A 23,901-nucleotide genomic window follows, 5' to 3' on the forward strand; every position below is an offset into this window, starting at 1 on the left:
TCGCAATCCAAGACCAAAAAGTAGTGTCAAAAGCCCTTGGTAACAGTCTTAGATTTCAGAAGGAAATATGCTCTTAAACGAAAATCCTATTAACGCAAACAATCGTATTTCTACTCTTATTTAGACAAATTAAAAATAATTTGTAACATTGCATTGCTTTTGAAGCAACTTCTGTTCTTTAATAGAAACAAGTGTAATGCAATCTTACTTCTCAAACAAATTTTGATCTAATTATAACTTTCTTTGAAATGAAATCTTTTTTACTTACTCTGAACATTCTTCTGGCTTGTATTGGACTTCAAGCACAAACCGGAGATTTATCAGGAAAGGTGTTTACTGCAGATAAAAAACCTGCTGGTAATATTTCGTTAACAATTAAAAACCTAAAATCTACGATTACAAATGAAACGGGTGAGTTTTGGATTAAAGGTTTAAAGCCTGGTACCTATACTATTTCAGCTAAAACCATTGGCGGTACTGCTCAAGGGTCAGTTACAATTGAAGCTGGAAAGGCATCTAAAATCGAATTAACTCTTGACCAAAATTCCACCGAATTAACCGAAGTAACTGTTAAGAGCTATGTTTCCTATCGTAATGAAAGCACCAATTTGGCAACCCGTACCTCTACTCCACTGATAGAGATCCCTCAGTCTGTGCAGGTTATCACACAGCAAGTGATTAAAGATCAGCAGGCCTTTACCATTAACGAAGTAATTAGAAATGTAGCCGGGATGAACAATTTTTCCACCTACCAGGATTATACTATGCGTGGTTTTCGGTCAAATGACGGAAACTTTGCCTATAATGGGGTACGGGGAGCACTTTACCAATTTGATATTCCTGGACAGTTGTATAATGTGGAGAGGATCGAAGCCATAAAAGGCCCTGCTTCTTCCCTTTTTAGTACTGCAAGTCCCGGAGGCGTGGTAAATATTGTCACCAAGCAACCCTTGTTTACTAAAAAATATGAAGTTCAAGCCACCTATGGGACCTATAATCAATACCGGCTTATGGCTGATGCCACTGGTCCTTTAAGTTCAAAACTTGCTTATCGCTTCATTGTTGGGTACGAAAATGCGGATGCCCTTAGTAAAAACCAGGAAATAAGCCACCTCTTCATTGCACCTTCATTAAGGTATAATTTCTCAGAGCGAACTAATGCTACTTTAGAATTAAATATTTACAATGATCAACGCACTATAGGATATGAAAGAGGCATTCTGGCTTTACAGAGAGCGGATGGCACCTATAACCTTGAGGCACTACCTATCCGTTGGTCCAGGAATAACCCTAATGATAATAGTCACACCAAAGGTATTTCGAGCCAACTTCGGTTCAGTCATAAGTTAAATGATCAAATTTCTTTCCATTTCTTAGGTCGTGCGGTAAATACAACCCAGGAAGAGGAAGATTACACCAGCAACTTTAATAGTTTGGTAAAAGAGGGAGAAAATATACTTAAAAATCGTTACTGGCAATTCTTTAAACAAGATCCCTTATATGCTTATCAGGCGAATGCTTATGCTGAAGTTAAGCTAGCTACTGGTGGAATTCATCATACCATTGTTGGAGGATTAGACCTTGGTAGCAGCGGTCGTACGTATTATTATGGAGCTTGGGGTGGTCCTGATTTAAATATCTATTCTCCAAATTTTTCTAACGATTTTCCGGTAGATAAAAGTGCTGATAACTTGAACTTTGGTGGTGAAACGAAAGAAAAAACTGTTTTAGCAGGAGGATATATTCAGGATCAGATTGATTTCGGCAGTCGCTTAAAGGCCTTAATAGGCTTACGTTTGGACACCTATGATTATACAACGAGCTCCACGGATGATACAGCACCTGGTGCTATCACAAGAGATTCATCAAAGGCAGACGCCTTTTTACCTCGACTAGGGCTTGTTTATCTTCCTCATCCTAATGTTTCTATTTACGGAAGTTACAGTGAAGGCTTCAAACCCCAATACTCCAACTTCTCCACCGCCGGCGGTCCCTTCGATCCGGAAAAAGGAGTTCAGTACGAAGTAGGGGTAAAAGCAGAGTTACTTCATGGGAAATTAGTACCAACGCTAGCGTTATATGATTTAAAGAAATCGAATATCCTTATTCCTGACGCTACTGATGAGACCGGATTAAGACAAACTTCGGCAGGTGAGGCCAGAAGTAAAGGAATCGAGATCACCGTTCAGGGAAATGTATCTGAGCAGTTGAGCGTCGTTACCAATTACACATATAACGAAACTAAGAATACAAACGGGGGGGAATTCGGAGGACTGCAAGGTGAATGGTATGCAAACGCCCCTCAGCATACCGGTAACCTATGGGCAAAATATAGCTTTATCAATGGCGCTATTAAAGGCCTGAGCATTAACGGAGGACTACAGCATGTGGGAGAGCGGAATACATTCACGGCTGGATTTAAACTTCCTTCCTATACGATAGCTGATGCAGGATTAAATTACCGCGTGGCAGGAGCATCCTTTGCTTTAAACGTCTATAACCTTACTGATAAAAGGCATTATACCGGAGGATATGGCAGAGGGATTTTCTGGGCGGGAATGCCACGTAGTTTCCGTTTAACAGTTGGGTATCGCTTTTAATGAAAGGGAGAAAGCTTTTTGCTCTCCATAGCATTTTAGGACTAATCACAGGAGTTTTACTTCTTGTGATTAGTCTTTCTGGTTCTATTCTTGTTTTTAGCGATGAGATAGATCATGCCTTAAATACGGATATATTAAAGGTTACTCCTCGCCATGAAAAGGTCTCCCTGGATTCCGCCTACCGCACAGCACTCAAAAGCTTTCCTGGTGGATTTGTCAGGATTAGACAACTGCCTGCCCAAAGCAATCATTCCATTGAATTTTCTGTAGAAAAAGGAGAAAACTGGACGTTTGCCTATATAAATCCTTATACCGGCAAATTGACAGGCAGTCGGAATGCAAGAACGTATTTTATCGGTTGGGTACTGTTATTACACTACTCTTTATTGGGCGGGACTATAGGAGAACTTTTAGTGGCAATACTTTCCATCACGCTGATGCTTTCAGTAATTACCGGATTAGTGGTTTACAGGAAGCATTTATTTAAAGTAATTACCTTTAAAATTAAATTCTCCTTTTCCAACTGGCGCAAAGCTTCCTCATCTTTACATCGCATAATAGGGGTTTGGTCGTTAATATTTAACCTAATATTTGCAATTACTGGATTTTGGATGTTGCGTTATGTTTTCCAACCCTCCACTTATCAGCAGCAAAGTAAACAGCAGCTGGTTAATACCCCCTTTTCAGTGAGTCTTGATTCGTTAGTCCACACTTCAAAATCTACTTTCAAAGGCTTTGCTCCAGCGGCTGTTCTGCTTCCTGAAAGTAAGGAAGATAATATGCGAATATATGGAGCCGTGTCCAGTCAAAATTCTTTATTTGATAAATATTCGAACTTCATCGAATTTCAAACAGATCAGGTGAAAGAAGTGAGACGATCTAATATTACTTCTACCTCACTGATGGAGCAATGGGATGCTATCGATTATACTTTGCACTCAGGACATTGGGGAAACACTATTATTAAACTGATCTACTGCCTTGCCGGATTAACTCCTGGTTTACTGTCTATAACAGGATTCGCCCTATGGTATAGAAAGAAGAAGCGCAGATAAGTTAAGGAAGAAGGTGCCTCATAAAGCAGAATTTAGAAACTGATGCGTTTAAGATTATTTTTACAGCATGAAACTTATAGCAAATGGCCGGGTTTGGATTGATTCGCCGGAAGGAGCTTTTCTAGGATACGGGAGAATTGAACTTCTTGAAAAAGTTGAAGAATTAGGGTCAATCAGACAAGCAGCTTTAGAAATGAAGATTTCTTACAAGCAAGCCTGGGATTTTATCGACCAAATGAATACTCGTGCCAACACAGCTCTGGTTATTTCGAAAAGAGGAGGTAAAGGCGGAGGTTCTGCAGAAGTGACCGAGGAAGGGAAACGTCTAATTTCACTATTCCAACAGTTTAATAAAGAATTCCAGGCCTTTCTCGCTGAGCAGACCGCCAAATTTGCTACTTAGATTTCCCCAAGTCGGCAGTAATACTTGTGTAGTAATAAGCTCCTATCTGAGGCCCCCCAAGGAAAGAATAATAACTCCTGTTCGTTAGATTTGAGCTACCAACCTTTAGCGTTAAGTTTCTTTTTGTAAACCTATAATTCAGTTGTCCATCCAGCGTGAAGAAGGCAGGGACCTGGCCATTCACAAGGAAAGATTGCCAGTAATAGGAACTTTGCCACCTTCCTGTTAGGTTAAAACCAATAGCTCTGAAAACTGATGGATTTCCTACAGAAATATTAGTCATCCACTTAGGCGTATTAAAGCCGTCTTCCAACCCATCATTCCCCGTCTTCCTATCCAGTTTAGCAAAGGATACATTACCCGAGGTCTTAAATCCTTTCGGCAGCTTATAATTTATACCAAAGCTTCCGCCGTAGTTGTAAACCGTGGTATTAGAATTGGTCCACATCCTATATCTATCCTGAAGTTTCTTATCATTAAGAAAGAAAGAGATGGAATCTGGATTTTTTGTTTTAGGGATATTAACTTCAATCTGGCCTATGAAATTTTTGTAGCGATTATAATAGAAGTCGACATCCAGAGACAGCTTCTGTTGGAAATATATACCGCGGTATCCTAACTCAAAAGATCGTAACTCTTCCGGTTTCAAATACGAATAGCTGTTCCTTTTTAACAAACTTTCATTTCTGATAATTGCCTCAGTCTTTGACACCCCACTATTAGCATCCTTGATTACTGCAGCCTGGAAAGCATCTATAGATGTTCTCAGGTATGAATTTTCGTAAATTCCACTCGACATTACGGGCAGGCCACCTACCCGTTTGACTCCGCCACTATTCACATTCGAAAAAGCTTCAAACACAGAAGGGAAACGATATCCTTTTTGGTAAGAGCCTCGAAAAGTATGCAGAGTCGCAGGCGCAAAAACAGCAGTAAACCGTGGCGTCGATTTTAGGTCGAAGTAGTCATTCTTATCCACCCTTAAGGTTGCCCCCAGCTTTAGTTTATCATTCAGCATTTTCTTATCCAGCTGAATAAATGCTCCTGTTTTCGAGTAAAGCAAGTCCTTCCCTTCTTTTCCCTGCACTGGATTAATAAAGTAGTTGCCGTCCGGCGTGATGCTGTAAGTTCGATGATCTGCTCCCAGCAAAATAGTCATCCTCATTCTTTGCCATAGTTCATCAAAAAGAAAAGAAGAAACATTAAGCTGAGTCTCGGCATGGTAGAGTCTTGACTTTACACGAAGCGCGGCTCCTATATCCCAGTTATTAATATCCTGAAGCCTTGTTAACTCTTGATTAAAAGCAGAACTACCCGGTTCAAATCTCCCCAGATCTGCTGCCTGTCTTGCACTTTCCATAGCACCTGCTATATTTTTCCCTGCAGCGGTCGCCTCTGTGAAGCTCCTTGTAAAATCGTTGAACCAGGTATCATCACTTTTAAAGCTTCTGTCTAAATTTTCAGCCATAGACCTTAAGTTGTAGGACTTTCCTGTATTTTCTGTTGTTTGGTATCCCTTGAATTGTAAAACCTGGCTCTTAAAGGAAAGTACCTGCTGTCCAAGAAAATATTCCTGCAGCCTGAAGCGATTGGAGCGCTGGTAAATATTGTTTAGCAAGGCAAAACGATAGGTGTAGGTAAGCTCGGTCAAAGGACGGATGCGATAGTGAAATGACCCGTCGCCTTTCAGATTTTGGAGACTGTAGTCTGCCACCTCATTCTCAAAGTAACCTGTGCGTGCAACAACATAATTTTTACCGCCCAGGTTAAGCGTTCTCCTATTGGAAGACTCGTTCCCATACCCATTTACAGCATCATAAGCAGGATTAATACCAGAAAGACCGGACGTAGCATTGATGGCTGGATTTAAGTCATTAATATTGTTGGCTGTAAAATCATTTCCCCTGGTAAAAGAACCTGTCAGTTTAAGCGCAATCTTTTTAGAAAAGGGATTAGCAAGACGGAAACTTGTTTCAGTAAAAAGCTTTCCTGAACTTTCGCCCACCCTGTTCACTCCGGTTTTTTGAATAAAGGAAATGCCGGGGTAATCGAAAGGGCTTTTGGTTAAAAAATTTGCAAGACCGTTGATTGCATTCATGCCATACAAGGCAGAAGCCATTCCTGGTATAATCTCAACACTTTGTATATCCAGATCATTTGGGCCCAGTGCATTCCCGATAGGTCCCCCTATATGCGGAGCCTGGTTATCTATTCCATCTACTAATTGCACGAAACGGACATTGGTAGGGTTAGCAAAGCCACGAGTATTAATAACCTTGAAACCCACACTTGGAGTGATCATTTGTACGCCTTTAACGTTTTCCAGAGCATCGAAAAAAGAAACACTCCCTTTTGAAAGTAAATCTTTGCCTGAAACTTTCTCAATACTAACCGGGGATTGCATTATTTTCTCGGACACACGCGAGGCTGAAATAATAACCTCATCTAAGGTGTCTTTCTTCAAAGAATCTCTTGTTATTTTAAGTAATACCTGTGCTGATAAATTACCAGAAAGTAAAAAAATAGAAAGAAAGACCAGGTTGCGAGACATAATTAAGATAGATAAAAAGCGTTGTATTAATTTTTATATAACGGTGGTGAAATTATATAAAACTTCTGAGGAAGTGAAAATTTATCTTCTACGACCTATGTAAAATCAGGTTCAGAAAGCCGTAACTTTCTGAACTTCAGTTGCAATCCTCCGTTTGGCGGGCTAAAAAGGCAGGTTCAGAAAGTCCTTAAATAATGAAATTTCAAACGAATTGGTATCATGAAGAATGATTACATACAATAATACTATTTGGAATAGAACCTATTTCTAAGCCAGAACGAGACGTTCACTAAGGCTATCAGAGCCGGCACTTCAACCAATGGCCCAATTACACCCGCAAATGCCTGTCCCGAATTAATACCAAAAACCCCGATAGCTACGGCAATGGCTAATTCAAAATTATTGCCGGTAGCAGTAAAGGCAATCGCCGTACTTCTTGAATAATCAGCACCAAAACGCTTACCTATAAAGAAACTGGCTAAGAACATCAGTGCAAAATAAACTACTAAGGGAATTGCTATCCTTATCACATCCATCGGGATTTGCACGATTAGCTCCCCTTTTAGACTGAACATAATAACAATCGTAAATAACAGAGCTACAAGAGTGATTGGAGAAATTAGGGGAACATATTTTCTTTGAAACCAATCTTCGCCTTTGATCCTGATTAAAGTATAGCGACTGATAATCCCCAAGGCAAAAGGAATTCCTAAATAGATTCCTACACTTTGTGCAATCTCACCAATAGTGATATTAATTTGTAGTGATTTTAAACCAAAAAACGGAGGTAGTACAGTGATAAAGATATAAGCATAAACACTGTATAACAGAACCTGAAAAATACTATTTAATGCAATTAACCCTGCTCCATATTCACGGTTTCCCTCGGCCAGCTCATTCCAGACCACCACCATTGCAATACAACGAGCCAGACCTATCAGAATCAGTCCGACCATATACTCCGGATAATCGGACAGAAAGAAAATAGCCAGGAAAAACATCACAACAGGGCCGACTATCCAATTGAGAAATAAAGAAGCCGTAAGCACTTTGGTGTCCTTAAAAACTTCCCCCATATTCTCATATTTAACCTTTGCCAATGGCGGGTACATCATCAGAATTAGTCCGACAGCCAGGGGAATATTCGTGGTTCCTGAAGAGAAAGAATTGATCAAGGATGATGACGAAGGAAAGAAGAAGCCTATACAGATTCCTACGGCCATTGCCAGAAATATCCATAAAGTAAGATAGCGGTCTAAGAAACTTAGCCGCTTTCGTTCTGCCACAGGAGCACAATTGTTAGCGCTCATTTACCCTAAGTGTTGGTTAACAAAGTTCTGGGAGTAAACCTTAATCATATCTCTCACCCTTCTAAATTCTTCTAGAATCTCTTCCTCGGTTCCTGTTGCCTTTGCCGGATCAGGGAAGTTGTAATGAAATTTAACTGCATTTGTTGGAAAGTAAGGGCAGCGGTCTTTAGCATTGTCACAAACGGTAATCACAAAATCGAAAGGGATATTTACATACTCCTCTACATTATTGGAGGTATGGCCAGAGATATCAATGTGATCCTCTGCCATAATTTGGAGTGCCCTTGGATTTACTCCGTGCGTTTCCACACCTGCACTATAAACCTTTGCCTTTTCTCCGGCAAAATATTGTAGATACCCCTCTGCAATCTGACTCCGGCAACTGTTGCCTGTACATAATACTAGTATATTCTTCATTTTTTAATTGTTCATTCTTAAACTTAAATGTACTTACCCGAACTAGCAGCAACCAGAGCCTGGGGTGCAACAGTCAGCAGTGGCGAGGTTTTTTAGAGTAATTTTTGGCTTTTTTTCTGTTGTAGAAGAACAACATGCTTCTTCAGTATCGGGAGCACCGCAGGTTTGGTTTCTCCCTAAGGCCTTGCATTGCACTGTATCCGCCTTTAAATTCACTATCAGGTTTTCTCCCTGGACTATGACTTCCGAAGGAAACATCTGACGGGTATCAAATTTGGAGTTTCCGAACTCGACCTTCACTTCTGCAGATGGATTAAGCTCGATGGCTTTTTCCACCAGTTCAACAATAGACAAAGCTTTACTTGCTTTCATCGGTTTTTCCTGATGCTTTTCTTCAGGTTCCCATAATTGAACAATAATTTCGGTCCAGGTATTCACCTTGCCACCGCAATCAACAGAAGTAATTGGAGCTTGCTTAATTTCAGTAATATGGTATGAGGGCTTCACCCATTCGCCTTCAGCATATTGAAACTGCAAATCAAGATCTTGATTTCCGGTGAGCTCTGCTTTGAAAGCTGACCAGCTCATAGCATTTGGATTGTTCATGTTCTTTTGTTTTTATTATCTATCGTAATTTTGCGATATAATAGCTCAAATTTTTTTAACAGCAGCTTGATGGTCCTCTATAGGAGGCAAAGAAATGTCCTAATTGATTCTCGAGTAACCTCCAATTTTCCGAATGAATGCAGTAGCATACACTTACACCTTCTATCGTTCCTTGTATTAAGCCTGCATTCTTTAGCTCCTTCAGGTGTTGGGATATAGTGGCTTGTGCCAACCCCAACTCATTTACAAGATCTCCGCAAATACAAGCATTTGCTTTAATGATCTCCTGAAGAATAGCGATACGGGCAGGATGTGCTATTGCTTTCAGCAGCACCGCCAGCTTATTCTGCTCTTCGGAAAATATTTCTGTTTTTGTAATTCCCATTTACATCGCAATATTACGATTATATTTTTTATTCAATAAATATTTAAGGATACCAGGTTGAGAAAGCCATAACTTTTTGGCCCCTGTCACTTTTTAACCATTCTCTCAAAGATGCACTTAAAAGTAGGGTTCAAAAATTAGGTCCAGAAACACTAGTATTTTTTCCTTTTTGATAGCAACTTGTTGACCCAGCTGAGGACAGTTTCTGTTATATTATGGAGTCGGAGATAATGGTAGTAATCCAGACCTTAATTACAAAAAGCTTCTCGATTATCATTTAATCAAAATGTCTGTTTCTTCTCGAGCTCTGGTATAACTTGATCAATTCTCTTGGCTAATTCAGGAAGTTTTATTGTAGGTACTGCTGGAAACAGATGATGTTCCAAATGGTAGAACATGCTAAATGTAATCTTATTCTTCCACCCTCCTCTTTGTGTTCTTGCCATTTCAGGGTTTTCTTCAGTATCATGATGAACTGTCCAAACTGCAAAGAATGACATCAGAAATTCGCCAATAACCATAATAATTATATGATAAATCAGGAAGTGTATTTGGAAATAGAAACAGTTAGCACTTGACCAACTAAGGGCTGTTGACAAAATAAGACTTAGCCGAAAACTAGGTAAGAATCGATAGTAGTACCTCTGACTTGATCTTAGAAACTTTACAACAACTTTTTAGCAACTAGAAGAAACTAATAATAGATAAGCTATCTTCGGATCGGTATACTTCCGAGTAAAAATCATGTAATGACAATGCAATAGGGTGTTAAAACTTGGGATAAATAGAGTGTGATGAATTAAGCCCACCCGTGTCCGCCAAAGCTCATTTTTTACCATCTGGTAAATAGAGGCCGTGCAACAAGCATTATTTTTAAGGCATGGAGCAGCTTATGGCGGTTACTTGAATTTATAATCTTTGAAGTAATTAAATTTATTAGAAACAAGGTCATACCGTTCTGGTCCCTGATTTATTTATAATAAAAATAAAATGTTAATGCCTCCAATCCGGGCGGATGGAGGCAATAACGAACCAATTTAATTTAACCAATTATGACGGCGATAAGGTATTCGGGTTATATCATAAAGCTTTTCTTATATCTTTAACTGTTATTTTATTGTTAGGCTTGGGGTAAATCTGAACAAACTCACAAATTGTTTTTTGTGGTGTTTCTCGCGTTCTTTTCCAATCCCGCTTTTTTACTTTGTTAATCTTTTCAAAATCCATTATAATTATTTTAAAGCCTATAGTCGTAGTAAACCCTCATACTTCTATACATGATTAATTTATATTGTAAACACAGTTATTGTGACTCCTGATGTCTATAGTAAGGCCTTCAGCTCCATTCTCATAAATCTGATTATCTCTGATGGTACCGTTAGAATGCCCATTTTGAGATACCCCAACCATATAATTATAGTAAACGGAGCAACCTCTAAGGCAGCAATTGGTCAATATGAATGTTTCTGGAGCAAAAGATCTCTGCATTAGCAAGCAGATTCCTTTATTTAATTTTAAATCTAAGCCATGTACTTGACTGTGTTTCCATGCAATTAGTAATTGTTTCGCGGTAATCTGCTACTTGTTTCCCCGAGGCTTCTGTGATTCCTAAATTCAAAGCAATCTCACTATCCAAAGCAGGCTTGCCTCCTAATAGAGTCCACGGAATAGCTATTTCCTGCCTATAAGAATTATTAGTTTTTGTGGTTTCACTACGAACCGAACTAATCTCTCTTTTCAACCAGCCTCCATTCTCCCCTTCTCGTACCACAATTTTATTATCGACCGTCACAAGAAAGGAAAAGATCCCCTTAACTGGTACCTTATAGCCATCCTTAAGCGTTGTTACGTAAAAAGTTACGCCGTCACTTTCATCGGGACTAGTATTAGCCGAAATCATATTATCCTTAACAGCGGTAAGAACATATAAATTCTCATTGTCATAATTTACGCCAGCTCTTACCTGCGTAGCTCCCTTATGGCCTACAAATAATGGGAATGGAGAATTCCAGGCATCTTCATTGAATTGTCCGTCAACATTTATTGACGACTGTTCTGCCTTAACGTTCGAGATGACATGTCCTTCTATCATCCATACTTCAGTAGAATTAGCTGAAAATGCATTGGTAGAAGTAAGAGCTATTACTTTATTGTCGCTGGTTACTGCCAGACTATTCCATAAAGCAGATTTATTTTCCGGAATAGTAAAGGGACTACTTTTAATATCGAAGGAGCGAGCCTCGGTATTCCCGATAACTACTTTCATATCTGCATTATCCATGGTATTGTTCCTGCCTTCAGTTCCCTGGTAAGAAAGAATGGTTTCACCAGAGGCCAATTGGCGGATAAAGGGAGCCCCGGCATAAATATTATCAGCAATGCGCTGCGACAGGGCATAGCTACGGTCAGCGCTTGAACTATTTACATAGCTTGTCCAGTTTTGGGAAAGGCTATTCCGGATGATGTAGGGTTTAAAGTTTGAGAAGCCGTTATCTTCGATCGCAACCACGATATCTTTCTTATTATTTAAGAGCAAGGGCACCGGCATTCCATCTCTGGAACCAGCTCTGTAACTTACAACCTCCGGAGTGCTGGTCCAGGTTATTCCGTTGTCACGCGATCGAAGCATGGATATATTCTGTTCGTTTGAACTTAAAAAGGTCCCTTCATTCGCAAAATACAGTTGAATCTCTCCTCCCGGCAATTGAATTGCAGAAGGCTCCCAGCAGCCATTCTCGAAATAATAATCTGCCTCATATAAAAGCTTGCCGTCGGTCCAGGTAAGCCCACCATCGTAGCTTTTCTTTGTCCGGATGCTAAACCTTCGGGTAGGCTGTGAAGGTCTGGGATTATAGCAAACCAGGAGACTTCCGTCATTCAGCTGCAAGATATCGGGAACAGACATATTAATTCCGTTTGCTTTTTCTTCTACAGTTACCGGTGGCGACCAGGTGATGCCCTTATCACTACTCTTGGTTACGACAACATTACCGTTAGACTCATACACACAGATAAAGCTATGATCAGCCGCTTCTATCATACGGGCATACCCATTGTAACCTGCGACCTTTGAAATTTTCCTTAACGTACTATAGTCCCACGAGATCCGTACTCCTCCAGTATAAGGTACAGCGGAAATTGCGGCTTCGGGCTGGGGCTGTATTTCCGCGGCAGCTTTCTTCTTACAATCAGTAAAACCAAGAAGTGGAATAAACAATAATAACAATGGCTTAAAACGATGTCTCATCTTGTAATTCTTTACCGGGGTTTATTTTCAAAAAGGAAACGGAAGCTGGCAGGATCAATAGTTGCAGAACCTTGCTTAGAAAAAGCCAGATTAACAATGGCAGTTTTTCGCTGACCTACATTCTGAGCAGATGAATGAGTATGAAAGACGTAGTAGAGCGTACCTTTCGTACTGCTGAATATATCGCCGTGTCCACTACCATTGTGTCCTGTATTTTTATAGCTGATTATCGGATTCCCGGCAAATTTTTTCCATGGTCCTAAAGGCGACTCTGAGGTTGCATAGCCTACCGAATAACTTTTGTTCCTGAAGTCGTTAGCGGAATAGAACAAGTAGTAAAGGTTTTCCCGTTTAATCACCGTAGGCCCCTCAGCTACAGGCCAGCTTACTTTGTCTGTATTTTCCCAGGGTTCCTCCGCATTAATACACTCTATCGCAGTTTCCGGATAGATATCACTAAGGTCTTCCTTCAATCGGGCTACATAAATGCGGTTACCACTTTGGAGCCTTACATGATAAAGGTATAGCTTCCCATCACTGTCTTTAAAAACATAGGGATCTATCTGTTTATCTGAGCCGGAGATACGTTTCGGTGCTGTTTGGATAAAAGGGCCAAGCGGACTATTGCTTTCTGCAATAGCAATATTTTCATCTGCAGTATAGGCCATATAATATTTGCCATTGCTAGTCCAAACCTGTGGAGCCCAAAAGCCTGATTTACCGTAGCTATCCCCTTTCAACAATGCAAGTCCGTTTCTTTTACCTGCAGGTGCCGACCAATGCTTCAAATCCCTTGAAGTATAAACCAGAAAACCATTGGGACTAGAAGTACCGTATAAATAATAAGTTCCTTTATCAAGAAAAATGGTTGGGTCTGCAAGCTTTAGGGTGTCTTTGTTCTGCTGAGCAGAAACATTCAGCATTAAAAGACAGTGCAGAAGTATCAAGCAAAGGTTTCTCATTGTATTATTTAAATTTTAAAAGTTTGAGTTTATTTTTTGCCTTTAGTAGCTCCCTTTGTGATAGTGGAGATAAAAGAGGTTTCCTCTTGTTTATAAGGAGTGCCATCCGTGTGGAATATATCATGAAACCATAGCGGAGGTTCAGAAGTGTAGGTCTTTGTCCAACTGTCCCATGGATAAATAGTTTGCGACTTTCCGGATACAAATCCCCAGTTAAACATCGCTACGTTATGCTTCTTCGCCAACGGAAGGAAACCTTCAAACGTACTTCCATTTGGGCGGGCCATGTATTCTGTACATAACAAAGGTTTGTTGTAACGCTGAAGCTGGTTAATTTTCATCTCGAACTGCTCCGGCTTATCGTAATTATGAAAAGAGATGATATCTGATTGCTCTACCTGCAATTTTTCTATTGGTTTAAGAGTTTGATCCGACGACCAGTTACCAGCCCAAATACCAGAAGTAAGTGGCTGTGACGGGTTCACCGACCGGGCCCAGATAAATGTTTTTCTCAGTAAAGGCAGCACGAAATCAACCTTATTGGGTAGTTCTATTTTCTCATAAGAAGGCCCGGTCATATTATCAGGTTCATTCCAAACATCCCAACCTAATATCCTTTTGTCTGTAGCAAACTTTCTGATCACACCCTTAATGTAGGCTTCAAGACGAGGGTAAGAGCTGGAATCCTTTAAAGCAACTTGTCCGGGACTTTGGACCCATCCTGAATTGTGGACGAAAGGTTTAGGTTCCCGTTGTGTTCCTGCTTTTGGAAAAGGATCCCAACAGGAATCGAAAAACACCAGTAAAGGTTTTATTTTATGACGTTGGGCAATTTCAAGGAACTTATTAATCCTTAAATACAAACCGATGGAGTCTTGCTGATGAAGCTGATCGTGAAGAAAGACACGGGCTGTGTTCATCCCTATTGACTCAGCAAGCCCCAGTTCTTTATCAATAGATACAGTATCAAAAGTATCCTCCTGCCACATTTCCAGTTGATTGATAGCTGTGCTGGGAAGAAAATTAGGGCCCACAAGCCAGGGCTGTTTCTTATACCAGGCATTTGCCTGTTTCGCGGTCCATACCCCTCGTTCTTTTGTTTTTTTCTGAGCGATCCCCTGTTGCAGGAGAAGGCATGCAAAGGAGAATATGAGTGCAAGTTTTTTTAAGTGCATGTTTTAAGAATTATTAAGTGTTAAAAAGAATATCAACGAATAATTTAGGGCTGCACAAGGATCGGTGCAGCCCATGAGAAATTAATACAGTGGGTTTTGAACTAAATTCGGATTGTTTAATACCTCGTCTTGCGGAAGCGGCAAGCGAATATGTTTGCCAACTACAAAATTATTGAAATCAGGATCTCGTTGGGCAACCTGGCTTACCTTTGCGGCAGTCTCCAGATCTCCCCAGCGTTTTAAGTCGGCCCAGCGAACGCTCTCTCCACACAACTCCAATACCCGTTCCTTTTTAATGCGCTCTCTGAATGCATCTTTACTAAGAAGAGCAGCAGGATATGCTGTAGCCAGTGGTGCATGATTTGCCCTCGCACGAACCAGGTCGACATAAGGGGCAGCTGTTGTAGTAAGGCTTAACTCATTAAGTACTTCTGCATACATCAGCAATATGTCGGCATACCGTATTAAGCGATAATTATTCTGTGCGAAGTAATCTTCGTTATTACGGTAATAATCTCTTGAATACTTTTTAAACCAGGCTTCGTTATTATCCCATTCCCAGTTCCTTCCGTAAATCTTATCGCCGAAGTCTTTGGTCAGATCAGGATAGAACAAGGTGTATCTTAAGCGCTCATCGATACCACCTGATAAGGTTGGCTCTTCCTTAAAAGCATTCACTAACCAGAACCTTGCTTGTCCGTCAGACCAGCCAATACTTCTTGGGGCGAAGAACTGCGGCCTGTTATTGCTCATAGTAGCATTCGGATCATCTCCATCGCCACCTTTGTTCACATCTGAGAATTGAATTTCGAAAACAGATTCGCTGTTATTCTCCAGATCAGCAGTGAAATTATCTCTGAACTTGCTCACCAATGAATATTTATCTTTACCCTGACCGGTAAAGAAGTAGTCGAGCGCAGTTTTTGCTTCGTTCCACTTACGCTGCTGCATCAAAGTTCTTGCGAGATAACCTCTTACAGCACCTTTTGTAGGTCTGCCAACATTTGGCGCGTCCCAGGTAACGGGCAGGTCAGCTTCCGCTTCTGTCAGGTCCTTTTCAACTTGAGCCCAAACTTCAGCCAGGGTGCTCTGCTTTGGTTGGTCGTCGGGTTTGGACGCGTTCAGCACGATAGGTACATTCTCCCATAGCAACGCAGCGTGATAGTAATGTAAGGCCCTTAAAAACTTGGCCTGAGCTACTATTTGCTTTTGTTTTGCAGGATCTGCGAATGTAATGCCGGGGACTTTATCCAACACCTGGTTACATCTGAAAATCGCTTTATAGGTATCTCTCCAGGTTACTACATTACCTTCCCAAAAGTTGTAATTGATGTATTGAAAGCGGGTCCAGTCGGCCAATTCTATCCAGGGACTTTTGCTGTATCCTTCGTCCGACGTTAAATCGAGCCGGAAGTAGATCCAACGCGACCACAAACCCGGCTTATAGAACATGGCATATGCTGCATTCAGTCCTTTTTGAGCATCATCTTCTGTTTTCCAGAACTCTGCTTCCGTTAAGGTATTTGGATTTTCAATAGTTAAAATATCTTCCTTGCAGGAGTTCAGGAAGATGCAAAGCATTAAGCTTAAACTGGCTATTGTATAAAATATCTTCTTCATTGTGTTGTTATAAATGTTGATTAAAAACCTAGCTGCAACCCAAGTGAAATCATTCGCACATTCGGGAAGGCACCAAAGTCATATCCTTTTTCGTAGATGCTACCGTTGCTGAATTCCGGATCCAGGCCGGTGTATTTAGTGAAGGTCAGGATATTCTGAGCAGATAAAGAGATCGAGGCATTAGCTAAGCCTACTCTTTTAATAGTGCTTGCCGGTAATGCATAAGCAAGGCTTACATATTTTAACCGAAGGAAGCTTCCATCTTCGAGCCAGCGATCCGTATCACCTCTTGAGTTAAGCGTAGAACCATAGTATGCCCGCGGCACACTGGTATCAGGGTTTTCAGGAGTCCATGGCTGAATACCTGCACGGTAGTTAGAATTATCATCAAAACGATCCGTAACACTTCTTGGGCCATTGAAAATAGTTGATCCAAAAGCACCGAACCAATCCATATTAAAGCTTACTCTTTTGAAGGAAACATTAAAGTTTAAACCGAGTTGATAGTCGGGATTAGACTTGGCTACAACAGACTTATCTGCGTTAGTGATCTGCCCATCGCCATTATTATCTTTAAATCTGATATCTCCCGGTTTAGCATTCGGCTGAATGATTTTTCCCTGCTCATTCTTATAATCATTTACCTCCTCAGGCGTTTGAAACAATCCATCAGTTTCAAGCACGTACCACATACCGATAGGTTGACCTAATTCAGTTACCGTATTTCCTACGAAGATCTTGCTTCTTCCATAACCAAGATTGGTAACCTTATTTTTAAGGGTAGTAAGGTTTGCAGTAACACTAAAATCAAGATCCTTTTTATGCTGACGATAAGTACCTGAAAACTCGAAACCAGAATTCTTCAAACTTGCGGCATTCACCAGCGGATTTCCGCCATCATTACCCGTAGTTAACGCGATAGGCATGCCAGTTAACACGTCTTTTGTATCGGCAATAAAATATTCAGCAGAAAAGCTAAACCTGTTTTGCAATAAGGAAGCATCCAAACCAATATTGGTTTGAGCAAGGGTTTCCCACCTTAGATCATTATTAACCAGCTTAACTTGTGTTGCGCCTGCCTCTATGTGTTGGTCCTGCCCCATCGCTATCGTCGAGAAATTATTGATAGTAGCCAGGTAATCCCAATAGCCAATATTGCTGCTTCCAAGTTTTCCCCAGCTTGCCCTTAACTTAAGATCGTTCACCAGACTATTCTTGAAGAAAGGCTCTTCGCTAAGTCTCCATGCTGCGGAGAAAGAAGGGAAATTCCCCCACTGGTTCTTTTCGTTTAATCGGGAAGTTCCATCACGACGGAAGACTGCGTTTAAGAGATACTTATCAGCGAAACTATACTCAGCTCTTCCAAGATAGGAAAGCAGAATAGCCTTCTGGATAAAACCTCCGGTTTGAGGTTCATTGCCCTGGTCCAGTTGAGTATAATAACTTCCATTTGAGTTAGGAACCAGGTTTCTTTTAGTACCCCATATCTGCTGATACTTCTGATTTTGGTAGGTTTGACCTGCCAGTAAGGTTACCTTGTGTTTTTGAAACTGCTTATTGAAAGTTAGGGTATTTTCGATAAGTGCATTGGAAGAACCAGCACGATTCTCGTTGACGATAGTTGGATCGGCGGGTTGATTCAAAGTCCAGTTGCCTTTTTTTCTTAGATAGTTATAGTGGTCGTTACTTGTTTCGTAGCCTACGTTTAGACGATACTTCAGAGATTTAAGAATACCCAGCTCTGACCATATATTACCTCTTATCCTCAGGTTCTCATTCGTACGATCTTCCAAATCTGCAATAGCGACAGGATTTGTTCCGAAAGTTCTGGCCCTTGATTCACTGCCATATCCGTATCCGCCAGGGTTTGCAGGATCGAAAACCGGGATAGTTGGAAGTAACCTTACAACATCTATAATAGGGTTGCCCGACATCTCATCTGCCTTCGCGTTGGAAATCGCCAGGTTTTCACCAATACTAAAAATCCCCTTAGATCCTCTTGTATTTACTCTAAAACTCAACCTGTCGAACTTAGTATCGATAACGGTTCCTTTGTTTCCATAATAGTTGGTAGAAACCATATAGCCACCGTTCTTGCTTCCGCCTGAGAATGACAAGTTATAATCTTGTATGTTCCCGGTTCTGAAAGCTTCATCCTGCCAGTTAGTGTTTATCTCCGTATTCAAATTCTGCCTTGTGGCACCTGCGTTGTCGTAAGCCATAAAATTAAGTCGACTGAATTCCTCGGTACCGGCAAGGTCATACCTTGGAATAGTCTGAATACTACTTTTTCCGGAAAAATCCACTTTCATCGGACCTTCCTTTCCCTGTTTGGTGGTGATAATGATAACGCCATTAGCAGCCCTCGATCCATATATTGCTGCAGCCGAAGCATCTTTCAGGATCTGTAAAGACTCTATATCATTAGGATTGAAATCGCGGTTGGCAGTAGTTATCATGCCATCAATAACGTAAAGGGGATTTGTATTACTTAAATTCTTCAACCCTCTGATCTGGATCTGGGCTTCAGAACCAGGCTGGCCGCCGCCGCGAATATTTACCCCAGAGGCGAGTCCCTGCATCGCCTCAGCTACTGTGGTGGCCTGTCTTTTTTGGATGTCTGCTGATTTAACAACCGATACCGCCCCTGTCAGATCTTTCTTTTGCTGAGTTCCGTAGCCAACTACAACCACCTGACTCAATTCAGTAGTTTGATCCTGCAATTTCACGTCAACTCTGGAGCGGCCATTCACAGGAACCTCAAGGGTGGAAAATCCTACGTAGGTAAATACCAGGGTACTGTTAGCATCAACGGCATTTAAGCTGTAACGACCGTTTGAGTCGGTACTACCTCCCCTGTTAGTGCCTTTCACCTTCACACTTACTCCGATCAGCTTTTCCCCTTTAACATCTGTAACCGTTCCCGATACTGATGTTAATTGTTGAGCCCCTGCTATCAGGTTAATAAACAGTTGAAATAAGATCAGAAGCATTGTCCATGAAACTCTGATGTTACTCTGATTGTCCTTGGTAGGATGCCAACTTCTGTTGCCACCCTTCGACTGAAGAAATAGACTTACATTCATAATACTGGTTAGTTTTAAAAAGACCTTCGGCAGCAGGTTTGAGAAACATCAGCTGCCTGGTAACAAAGATGAGGAGCTAAAAAATACTCGGTTGATCAATGTCTTCGCAATTTGTCTCAATCGCATTATTTTGCCTCAAATTCTGCGGTAAAAACCAGCAAACAGCCATATCAGAATGAGACAAAAAAGCAAAAAACAAGGTAGAAAATATGTTTACAAGGCCGTAAATGCGATAAATCAAGCAAGATTACCGGATGTTAAATTGACAATTTTTCGCAATCCGTCTCATTATTTTAGCCATTTATCTCAATTAAGAGATCTGATAAATAAAGTAGCCTCAGGCCCTCGTCCTTACCAATAATTCGTACTATTTTTACTTGAAACCAATTATCCCTTGAGAAGATTAAAAGCCTTTTTTTGTAGAAATCTGTTAGTTGGACTCTTGATCCTGCAATTTTTTCTGCAGGCATTTCTAAGTGGCGGAGTGGTTCAGGCGCAATCCTTTGTATTTAAGCATTACCAGATAGAAAACGGACTCTCCTATAATTCGGTTCTCTGCAGCATGCAGGATAAGAAGGGATTTATGTGGTTCGGAACTAAGAATGGATTAAATAGATTTGATGGTTATACTTTTAAGATTTACCAAAGAGATCCTACTAATCAAGCGGCACTGGGAGACAATATTATTTATTCCTTATTTGAAGATAAAAATGGAATCCTTTGGATTGGAACCCATAGCGGCTTGTATAATTTTGATCCTGCAACAGAAAAATTCACTCTGGTAGAAGGAACCAGAAATTACATTATCCGGGAGATTAAAGGAGACGCCAAAGCCCATGTTTGGTTTATTGCCAGCTTGATATTAACATCGTACAACACAAGTACCCGGCAAGTACATTTCTACGACAAAGAGGCTTCAGACGCCACTTCAATTGGTTCCATTGATCAGGATAAGATCTGGTTTTCTACAAAGAACGGTTATATCAGGAGTTTCAACTTTCGTAAGAACTATACAGAAAGCTATAATATCTCTACCATTCAGCACGGAAGTAATGATCTGTTTATAGAAAAAATGTATTCTGCAGCTAGTAATTTATTTCTGGTAAGTACAGCAGCACAAGGGATCAAGATCTTTAATACCGCAAATAAATCATTTCAGGATATTCTGCCAAGAGATGAAAATGGATCCGCTATTCATGCCAGAGACATTCTCTACATGGGCGGGGACACCTACTGGTTTGGATCAGAAGCAGGAGTCTTCATCTTTGATCTCAAAAATCGCAGCTATAAGAAACTACGACATTACTACAACGACCCTTACTCTCTTTCAGACAACTCGGTATATGCTTTAACTAAAGACCGGGAAGGCGGTGTTTGGGTGGGAACTTATTTTGGAGGAATAAACTATTACCCCCGGCAGTATAATTCATTTCACAACTTCTTCAACAAAGGCGCAGCCTCTGAACTAAAAGGAAAAGCAGTAAGGGAACTGGCCGAAGATAAATACGGGAATCTGTGGGTGGGGACAGAGGACGAGGGCTTAAACAGGCTTTCCCCTGATGATCATACATTTACCCATTATTTGTCTGCCACTACAGTACCCTTTACAAATATCCATGGACTACTGGCGGATGGTGATCAACTATGGGTAGGCACATTTCAAGATGGTATATCTGTATTGCAACTACCCGGGGGAAAAGCCATTAAACGATTTACAAGTGGACCCGATAGTAATAGTCTTAAAAGCAACTTTATAGAAACTCTTTATAAAACGAGAGCCGGCGATATTATGATCGGCACAAGTGCCGGACTTTATAAATATAACCGGGTCCGGCAAAATTTTTCTTCGGTTAAAGAAGTACCCCCAAACTTGCACTATGTCTCTGTGATTGAAGATAAAAATGGAACAATTTGGGTAGGATCGTTACGGGATGGTTTATATTACTTCAACCCCCGCACACGTCAAAAGGGCTCTTTTATGAACGATCCGGATAATAAGAATAGTTTGAGCAGTAATTTTGTAAACTCCCTTTTTATCGACTCGCAGCACCACCTTTGGGTAAGCACCGAAAATGGTCTTTGCCGATACAATAGCAGCGATCAGAACTTTAATGTTTTCAGTAAAAAAGATGGATTTTCGAGTAACATCTTTTATAAGATCCTGGAGGATAATTCTAAGCACTTATGGATAAGTACAGGAAATGGATTAGCCTGTTTTAACCCTTTAGAAGGAAAAATTGAAAATTATACTAAATCCGATGGACTCCTTACTGATCAGTTTAACTATAGTTCCGCCTTCAAGCGTAAAGATGGCCAGATGTACTTTGGCAGCGTTAAAGGCCTTCTTCGTTTTAATCCTTCAACTTTTTCCAAAAGTAAGTTCAGTCCTCCTGTATATATAACCGGAATCCAGGTAGACAATGATGAACTTCATATCAAAACGGAGGGATCACCATTAAAACAATCGATAACCTTGAGCAAAGAGATCAGATTGAATTTTAACCAGAGCACTTTTAGTATAGATTTTGCCGCCCTAAGCTTTTCAGCTCCGGAAAATATCCAGTATGCCTATAAAATGGAGGGCCTGGACAAGTCATGGATATACCTTAAAACTAACCGGAAAGTATATTTCACTAATCTTGCTCCCGGAAGCTATGTTTTCAAAGTTAAAGCTTCCAATAGTAGCGGTATCTGGAACGAGAATATTACCCAGCTTAAAATAATAATAACTCCGCCCTTCTGGGCGAGTAAAATTGCCTATCTCCTTTACTTAATAATTGCTCTGGCGCTTGGATATCTGTTAATACGCGAATACAATCAACGGGCAAACAGGAGAAATAGAGAACGTTTAAAAGAACTGGAAAGCCAAAAAGAGAAAGAACTATACCATGCTAAAATTGAGTTTTTTACTTATGTTACCCATGAGATCAGAACACCTTTAACTTTGATAAAAGCACCCTTAGAGGACGTATTGGATCAGGTGAAGGGAAGTGCTGAGGTAAATAAGAACTTATTGACCATCAAGAAGAACACGAACCGTTTACTCGATCTCACTAACCAGCTTCTGGACTTTAGGAAAACTGAAAGTAAGGGCTTCCGTCTGAACTTTATACCGACAGATATTTCGAAACTACTTGTTGACACCTACAACCGGTTTAAACCAGCTGTGGACCAGCGGCGACTCAATGTCGATCTCAATATTCCTAAAGAAGCTGTAATAGCTTATGCTGATCCTGAAGCAATGAATAAAATCTTAAGTAATCTTATTGACAACGCAGTAAAGTATGCAATCAGCCATATCAGGCTTCGACTGTACGCTGGGCGGGCTATGCCGAAAACTTTTGTGGTAGAAGTAATTAGTGATGGGAATCTTATTCCTGATACCGATCGTGATAAGATATTTGAGCCTTTTTATAGAATGGAGGCTGATAAAAATAAACGAGGTACAGGGATAGGTTTGCCATTGGCTAGGTCGCTCGCTGAACTTCACGAAGGGGAGCTAACACTCAGCACAGATAGCAACAGGATGAATGTGTTCAGTCTGATCCTTCCCTTCAATCATGCACAAAGCTTCGACTTGGTACCCGTTGCTGAAGAAGATCAATACCGGTCGGAGGGGAATCTTCCCGACGAACGTGAGTCTGGTTTTCCGGCAATACTTATAGTAGAAGACAATGTGGAGATAATGGATTTTATAGAACAAAAGCTGAGTTCCCAATACTTTGTGTTACGCGCAAACAATGGGCACGAGGCTACTCAAATTCTAAAAGAAAATGCTGTTCAACTAATTGTAAGTGATGTGATGATGCCAGTGATGGATGGCCTGGAACTTTGCAAATATGTAAAGAACAACGTAGAGTTCAACCATATCCCTATCATCCTTCTTACAGCAAAAAGTACAGTACAGGCTAAAATAGAGGGATTGGAAACAGGTGCCGAGGCATATATAGAAAAGCCATTTTCTCCCCAGCATCTGTTAACCCAGATTTCAAGTCTTCTTGCCAACCGGGAGAAGATCAAGAACCATTTTGCAAGTTCTCCGCTGGTACATATTAAAGCGATGGCCTATAACAAAACAGATGAACAATTCCTGGAAAAGTTGAACGAGGCTATTCATAAAAACTTAGCGAACCCTTTGTTTGATGTAGATGTGCTTGCAGAATGTATGAATATGAGCCGTCCTACTCTTTATAGAAAAATTAAGGTTATCTCTAATTTAAGTCCCAGAGATCTTATCCTGATCACGAGATTAAAAAAAGCCGCCGAGTTATTAGTAGAAAGCGATTATAAGATAGCTGCAGTATCTAAATTAACTGGTTTCAGTTCTCAGGGGCAGTTGTCGAGGTCTTTTAGCAAACAGTTTGGAATGACTCCTTCTGAATATGCGAACTCCAAGAATGGCAATAGAACTAATATAAATAAAGACTTATAAAAGCCCCATCTAAGTCTAGGTTAGGTCGTCGGTTCTAATATAACTGAATCTG

16 protein-coding genes are annotated in these 23,901 nt (G+C 40.6%); 4 read left to right on the forward strand and 12 right to left on the reverse strand.

The window, feature by feature from the left end:
- Positions 1–248 precede the first annotated feature (248 nt).
- The 3 genes from J4N24_RS01345 (at position 249) to J4N24_RS01355 (ending at position 4,058) form a co-directional block, all read left to right on the forward strand.
- Positions 249–2,600 (forward strand): TonB-dependent receptor, encoded by a 2,352-nt coding sequence (locus J4N24_RS01345; RefSeq protein WP_207531842.1) that lies wholly within the window; start codon positions 249–251, stop codon positions 2,598–2,600.
- Positions 2,600–3,655, forward strand: a complete 1,056-nt coding sequence (locus tag J4N24_RS01350; RefSeq protein ID WP_207531843.1) for a PepSY-associated TM helix domain-containing protein — start codon at positions 2,600–2,602, stop codon at positions 3,653–3,655. Before J4N24_RS01345 ends, J4N24_RS01350 begins: the two co-directional genes overlap by 1 nt.
- A gap of 67 nt (positions 3,656–3,722) precedes the next feature.
- Complete coding sequence (locus tag J4N24_RS01355; protein ID WP_207531844.1) at positions 3,723–4,058, forward strand: winged helix-turn-helix domain-containing protein; 336 nt, start codon at positions 3,723–3,725, stop codon at positions 4,056–4,058.
- On the opposite strand, the gene J4N24_RS01360 is transcribed toward J4N24_RS01355, so the two are convergent.
- From J4N24_RS01360 to J4N24_RS01415, 12 genes are all read right to left on the reverse strand, one after another.
- A complete protein-coding gene (locus J4N24_RS01360) occupies positions 4,051–6,609 on the reverse strand; it encodes a TonB-dependent receptor (protein ID WP_207531845.1) in 2,559 nt (852 codons plus the stop codon). The two genes, J4N24_RS01355 and J4N24_RS01360, sit on opposite strands and share 8 nt — an antisense overlap.
- A gap of 245 nt (positions 6,610–6,854) precedes the next feature.
- Positions 6,855–7,919, reverse strand: coding sequence for an ACR3 family arsenite efflux transporter (gene arsB, locus J4N24_RS01365; RefSeq protein ID WP_207531846.1), 1,065 nt, complete (start codon positions 7,917–7,919; stop codon positions 6,855–6,857).
- The gene (locus tag J4N24_RS01370) at positions 7,920–8,336 is read right to left on the reverse strand and encodes an arsenate reductase ArsC (protein ID WP_207531847.1); all 417 of its coding nucleotides are present in this window, start codon (positions 8,334–8,336) and stop codon (positions 7,920–7,922) included.
- A gap of 42 nt (positions 8,337–8,378) precedes the next feature.
- On the reverse strand, positions 8,379–8,942 hold the full coding sequence (locus tag J4N24_RS01375) for a DUF6428 family protein (protein WP_207531848.1): 564 nt from the start codon (positions 8,940–8,942) through the stop codon (positions 8,379–8,381).
- Between the two features lie 55 nt (positions 8,943–8,997).
- A complete protein-coding gene (locus J4N24_RS01380) occupies positions 8,998–9,327 on the reverse strand; it encodes an ArsR/SmtB family transcription factor (protein ID WP_207531849.1) in 330 nt (109 codons plus the stop codon).
- 281 nt (positions 9,328–9,608) lie between these two features.
- Positions 9,609–9,926: a fatty acid desaturase gene (locus tag J4N24_RS01385; RefSeq protein WP_242691459.1), complete on the reverse strand. Its 318-nt coding sequence runs from the start codon at positions 9,924–9,926 to the stop codon at positions 9,609–9,611.
- A 682-nt stretch (positions 9,927–10,608) separates the two neighbouring features.
- Entirely contained in the window at positions 10,609–10,815 is a 207-nt protein-coding gene (locus J4N24_RS01390; protein ID WP_207531850.1) for a hypothetical protein, read from the reverse strand.
- Between the two features lie 16 nt (positions 10,816–10,831).
- Positions 10,832–12,574: an exo-alpha-sialidase gene (locus tag J4N24_RS01395; protein ID WP_207531851.1), complete on the reverse strand. Its 1,743-nt coding sequence runs from the start codon at positions 12,572–12,574 to the stop codon at positions 10,832–10,834.
- A gap of 11 nt (positions 12,575–12,585) precedes the next feature.
- Positions 12,586–13,536, reverse strand: a complete 951-nt coding sequence (locus J4N24_RS01400) for a glycoside hydrolase family 43 protein (RefSeq protein WP_207531852.1) — start codon at positions 13,534–13,536, stop codon at positions 12,586–12,588.
- Positions 13,537–13,565: 29 nt separating this feature from the next.
- Positions 13,566–14,711: a cellulase family glycosylhydrolase gene (locus tag J4N24_RS01405; RefSeq protein ID WP_207531853.1), complete on the reverse strand. Its 1,146-nt coding sequence runs from the start codon at positions 14,709–14,711 to the stop codon at positions 13,566–13,568.
- A gap of 81 nt (positions 14,712–14,792) precedes the next feature.
- Complete coding sequence (locus J4N24_RS01410) at positions 14,793–16,331, reverse strand: RagB/SusD family nutrient uptake outer membrane protein (RefSeq protein ID WP_242691460.1); 1,539 nt, start codon at positions 16,329–16,331, stop codon at positions 14,793–14,795.
- Between the two features lie 20 nt (positions 16,332–16,351).
- Positions 16,352–19,417, reverse strand: coding sequence for a SusC/RagA family TonB-linked outer membrane protein (locus tag J4N24_RS01415; protein WP_242691461.1), 3,066 nt, complete (start codon positions 19,415–19,417; stop codon positions 16,352–16,354).
- 394 nt (positions 19,418–19,811) lie between these two features.
- Here J4N24_RS01415 and J4N24_RS01420 point away from each other — a divergent pair, with 394 nt between their 5' ends.
- Positions 19,812–23,849: a hybrid sensor histidine kinase/response regulator transcription factor gene (locus J4N24_RS01420; protein ID WP_207531854.1), complete on the forward strand. Its 4,038-nt coding sequence runs from the start codon at positions 19,812–19,814 to the stop codon at positions 23,847–23,849.
- Positions 23,850–23,901: the final 52 nt, after the last annotated feature.

The organism is Desertivirga arenae, from assembly GCF_017355785.1.
Taxonomy (GTDB): Bacteria; Bacteroidota; Bacteroidia; order Sphingobacteriales; family Sphingobacteriaceae; genus Desertivirga; species Desertivirga arenae.

Bases quoted from the DNA above. Each gene is read 5' to 3' on its own strand.
- J4N24_RS01375 (WP_207531848.1), bottom strand. From the start codon at position 8,942: ATGAACAATCCAAATGCTATGAGCTGGTCAGCTTTCAAAGCAGAGCTC.
- J4N24_RS01395 (WP_207531851.1), bottom strand. From the start codon at position 12,574: ATGAGACATCGTTTTAAGCCATTGTTATTATTGTTTATTCCACTTCTT.
- J4N24_RS01405 (WP_207531853.1), bottom strand. From the start codon at position 14,711: ATGCACTTAAAAAAACTTGCACTCATATTCTCCTTTGCATGCCTTCTC.
- arsB (WP_207531846.1), bottom strand. From the start codon at position 7,919: ATGAGCGCTAACAATTGTGCTCCTGTGGCAGAACGAAAGCGGCTAAGT.
- J4N24_RS01370 (WP_207531847.1), bottom strand. From the start codon at position 8,336: ATGAAGAATATACTAGTATTATGTACAGGCAACAGTTGCCGGAGTCAG.
- J4N24_RS01350 (WP_207531843.1), top strand. From the start codon at position 2,600: ATGAAAGGGAGAAAGCTTTTTGCTCTCCATAGCATTTTAGGACTAATC.
- J4N24_RS01415 (WP_242691461.1), bottom strand. From the start codon at position 19,417: ATGAATGTAAGTCTATTTCTTCAGTCGAAGGGTGGCAACAGAAGTTGG.
- J4N24_RS01390 (WP_207531850.1), bottom strand. From the start codon at position 10,815: ATGCAGAGATCTTTTGCTCCAGAAACATTCATATTGACCAATTGCTGC.
- J4N24_RS01355 (WP_207531844.1), top strand. From the start codon at position 3,723: ATGAAACTTATAGCAAATGGCCGGGTTTGGATTGATTCGCCGGAAGGA.
- J4N24_RS01400 (WP_207531852.1), bottom strand. From the start codon at position 13,536: ATGAGAAACCTTTGCTTGATACTTCTGCACTGTCTTTTAATGCTGAAT.
- J4N24_RS01360 (WP_207531845.1), bottom strand. From the start codon at position 6,609: ATGTCTCGCAACCTGGTCTTTCTTTCTATTTTTTTACTTTCTGGTAAT.
- J4N24_RS01345 (WP_207531842.1), top strand. From the start codon at position 249: ATGAAATCTTTTTTACTTACTCTGAACATTCTTCTGGCTTGTATTGGA.
- J4N24_RS01380 (WP_207531849.1), bottom strand. From the start codon at position 9,327: ATGGGAATTACAAAAACAGAAATATTTTCCGAAGAGCAGAATAAGCTG.
- J4N24_RS01410 (WP_242691460.1), bottom strand. From the start codon at position 16,331: ATGAAGAAGATATTTTATACAATAGCCAGTTTAAGCTTAATGCTTTGC.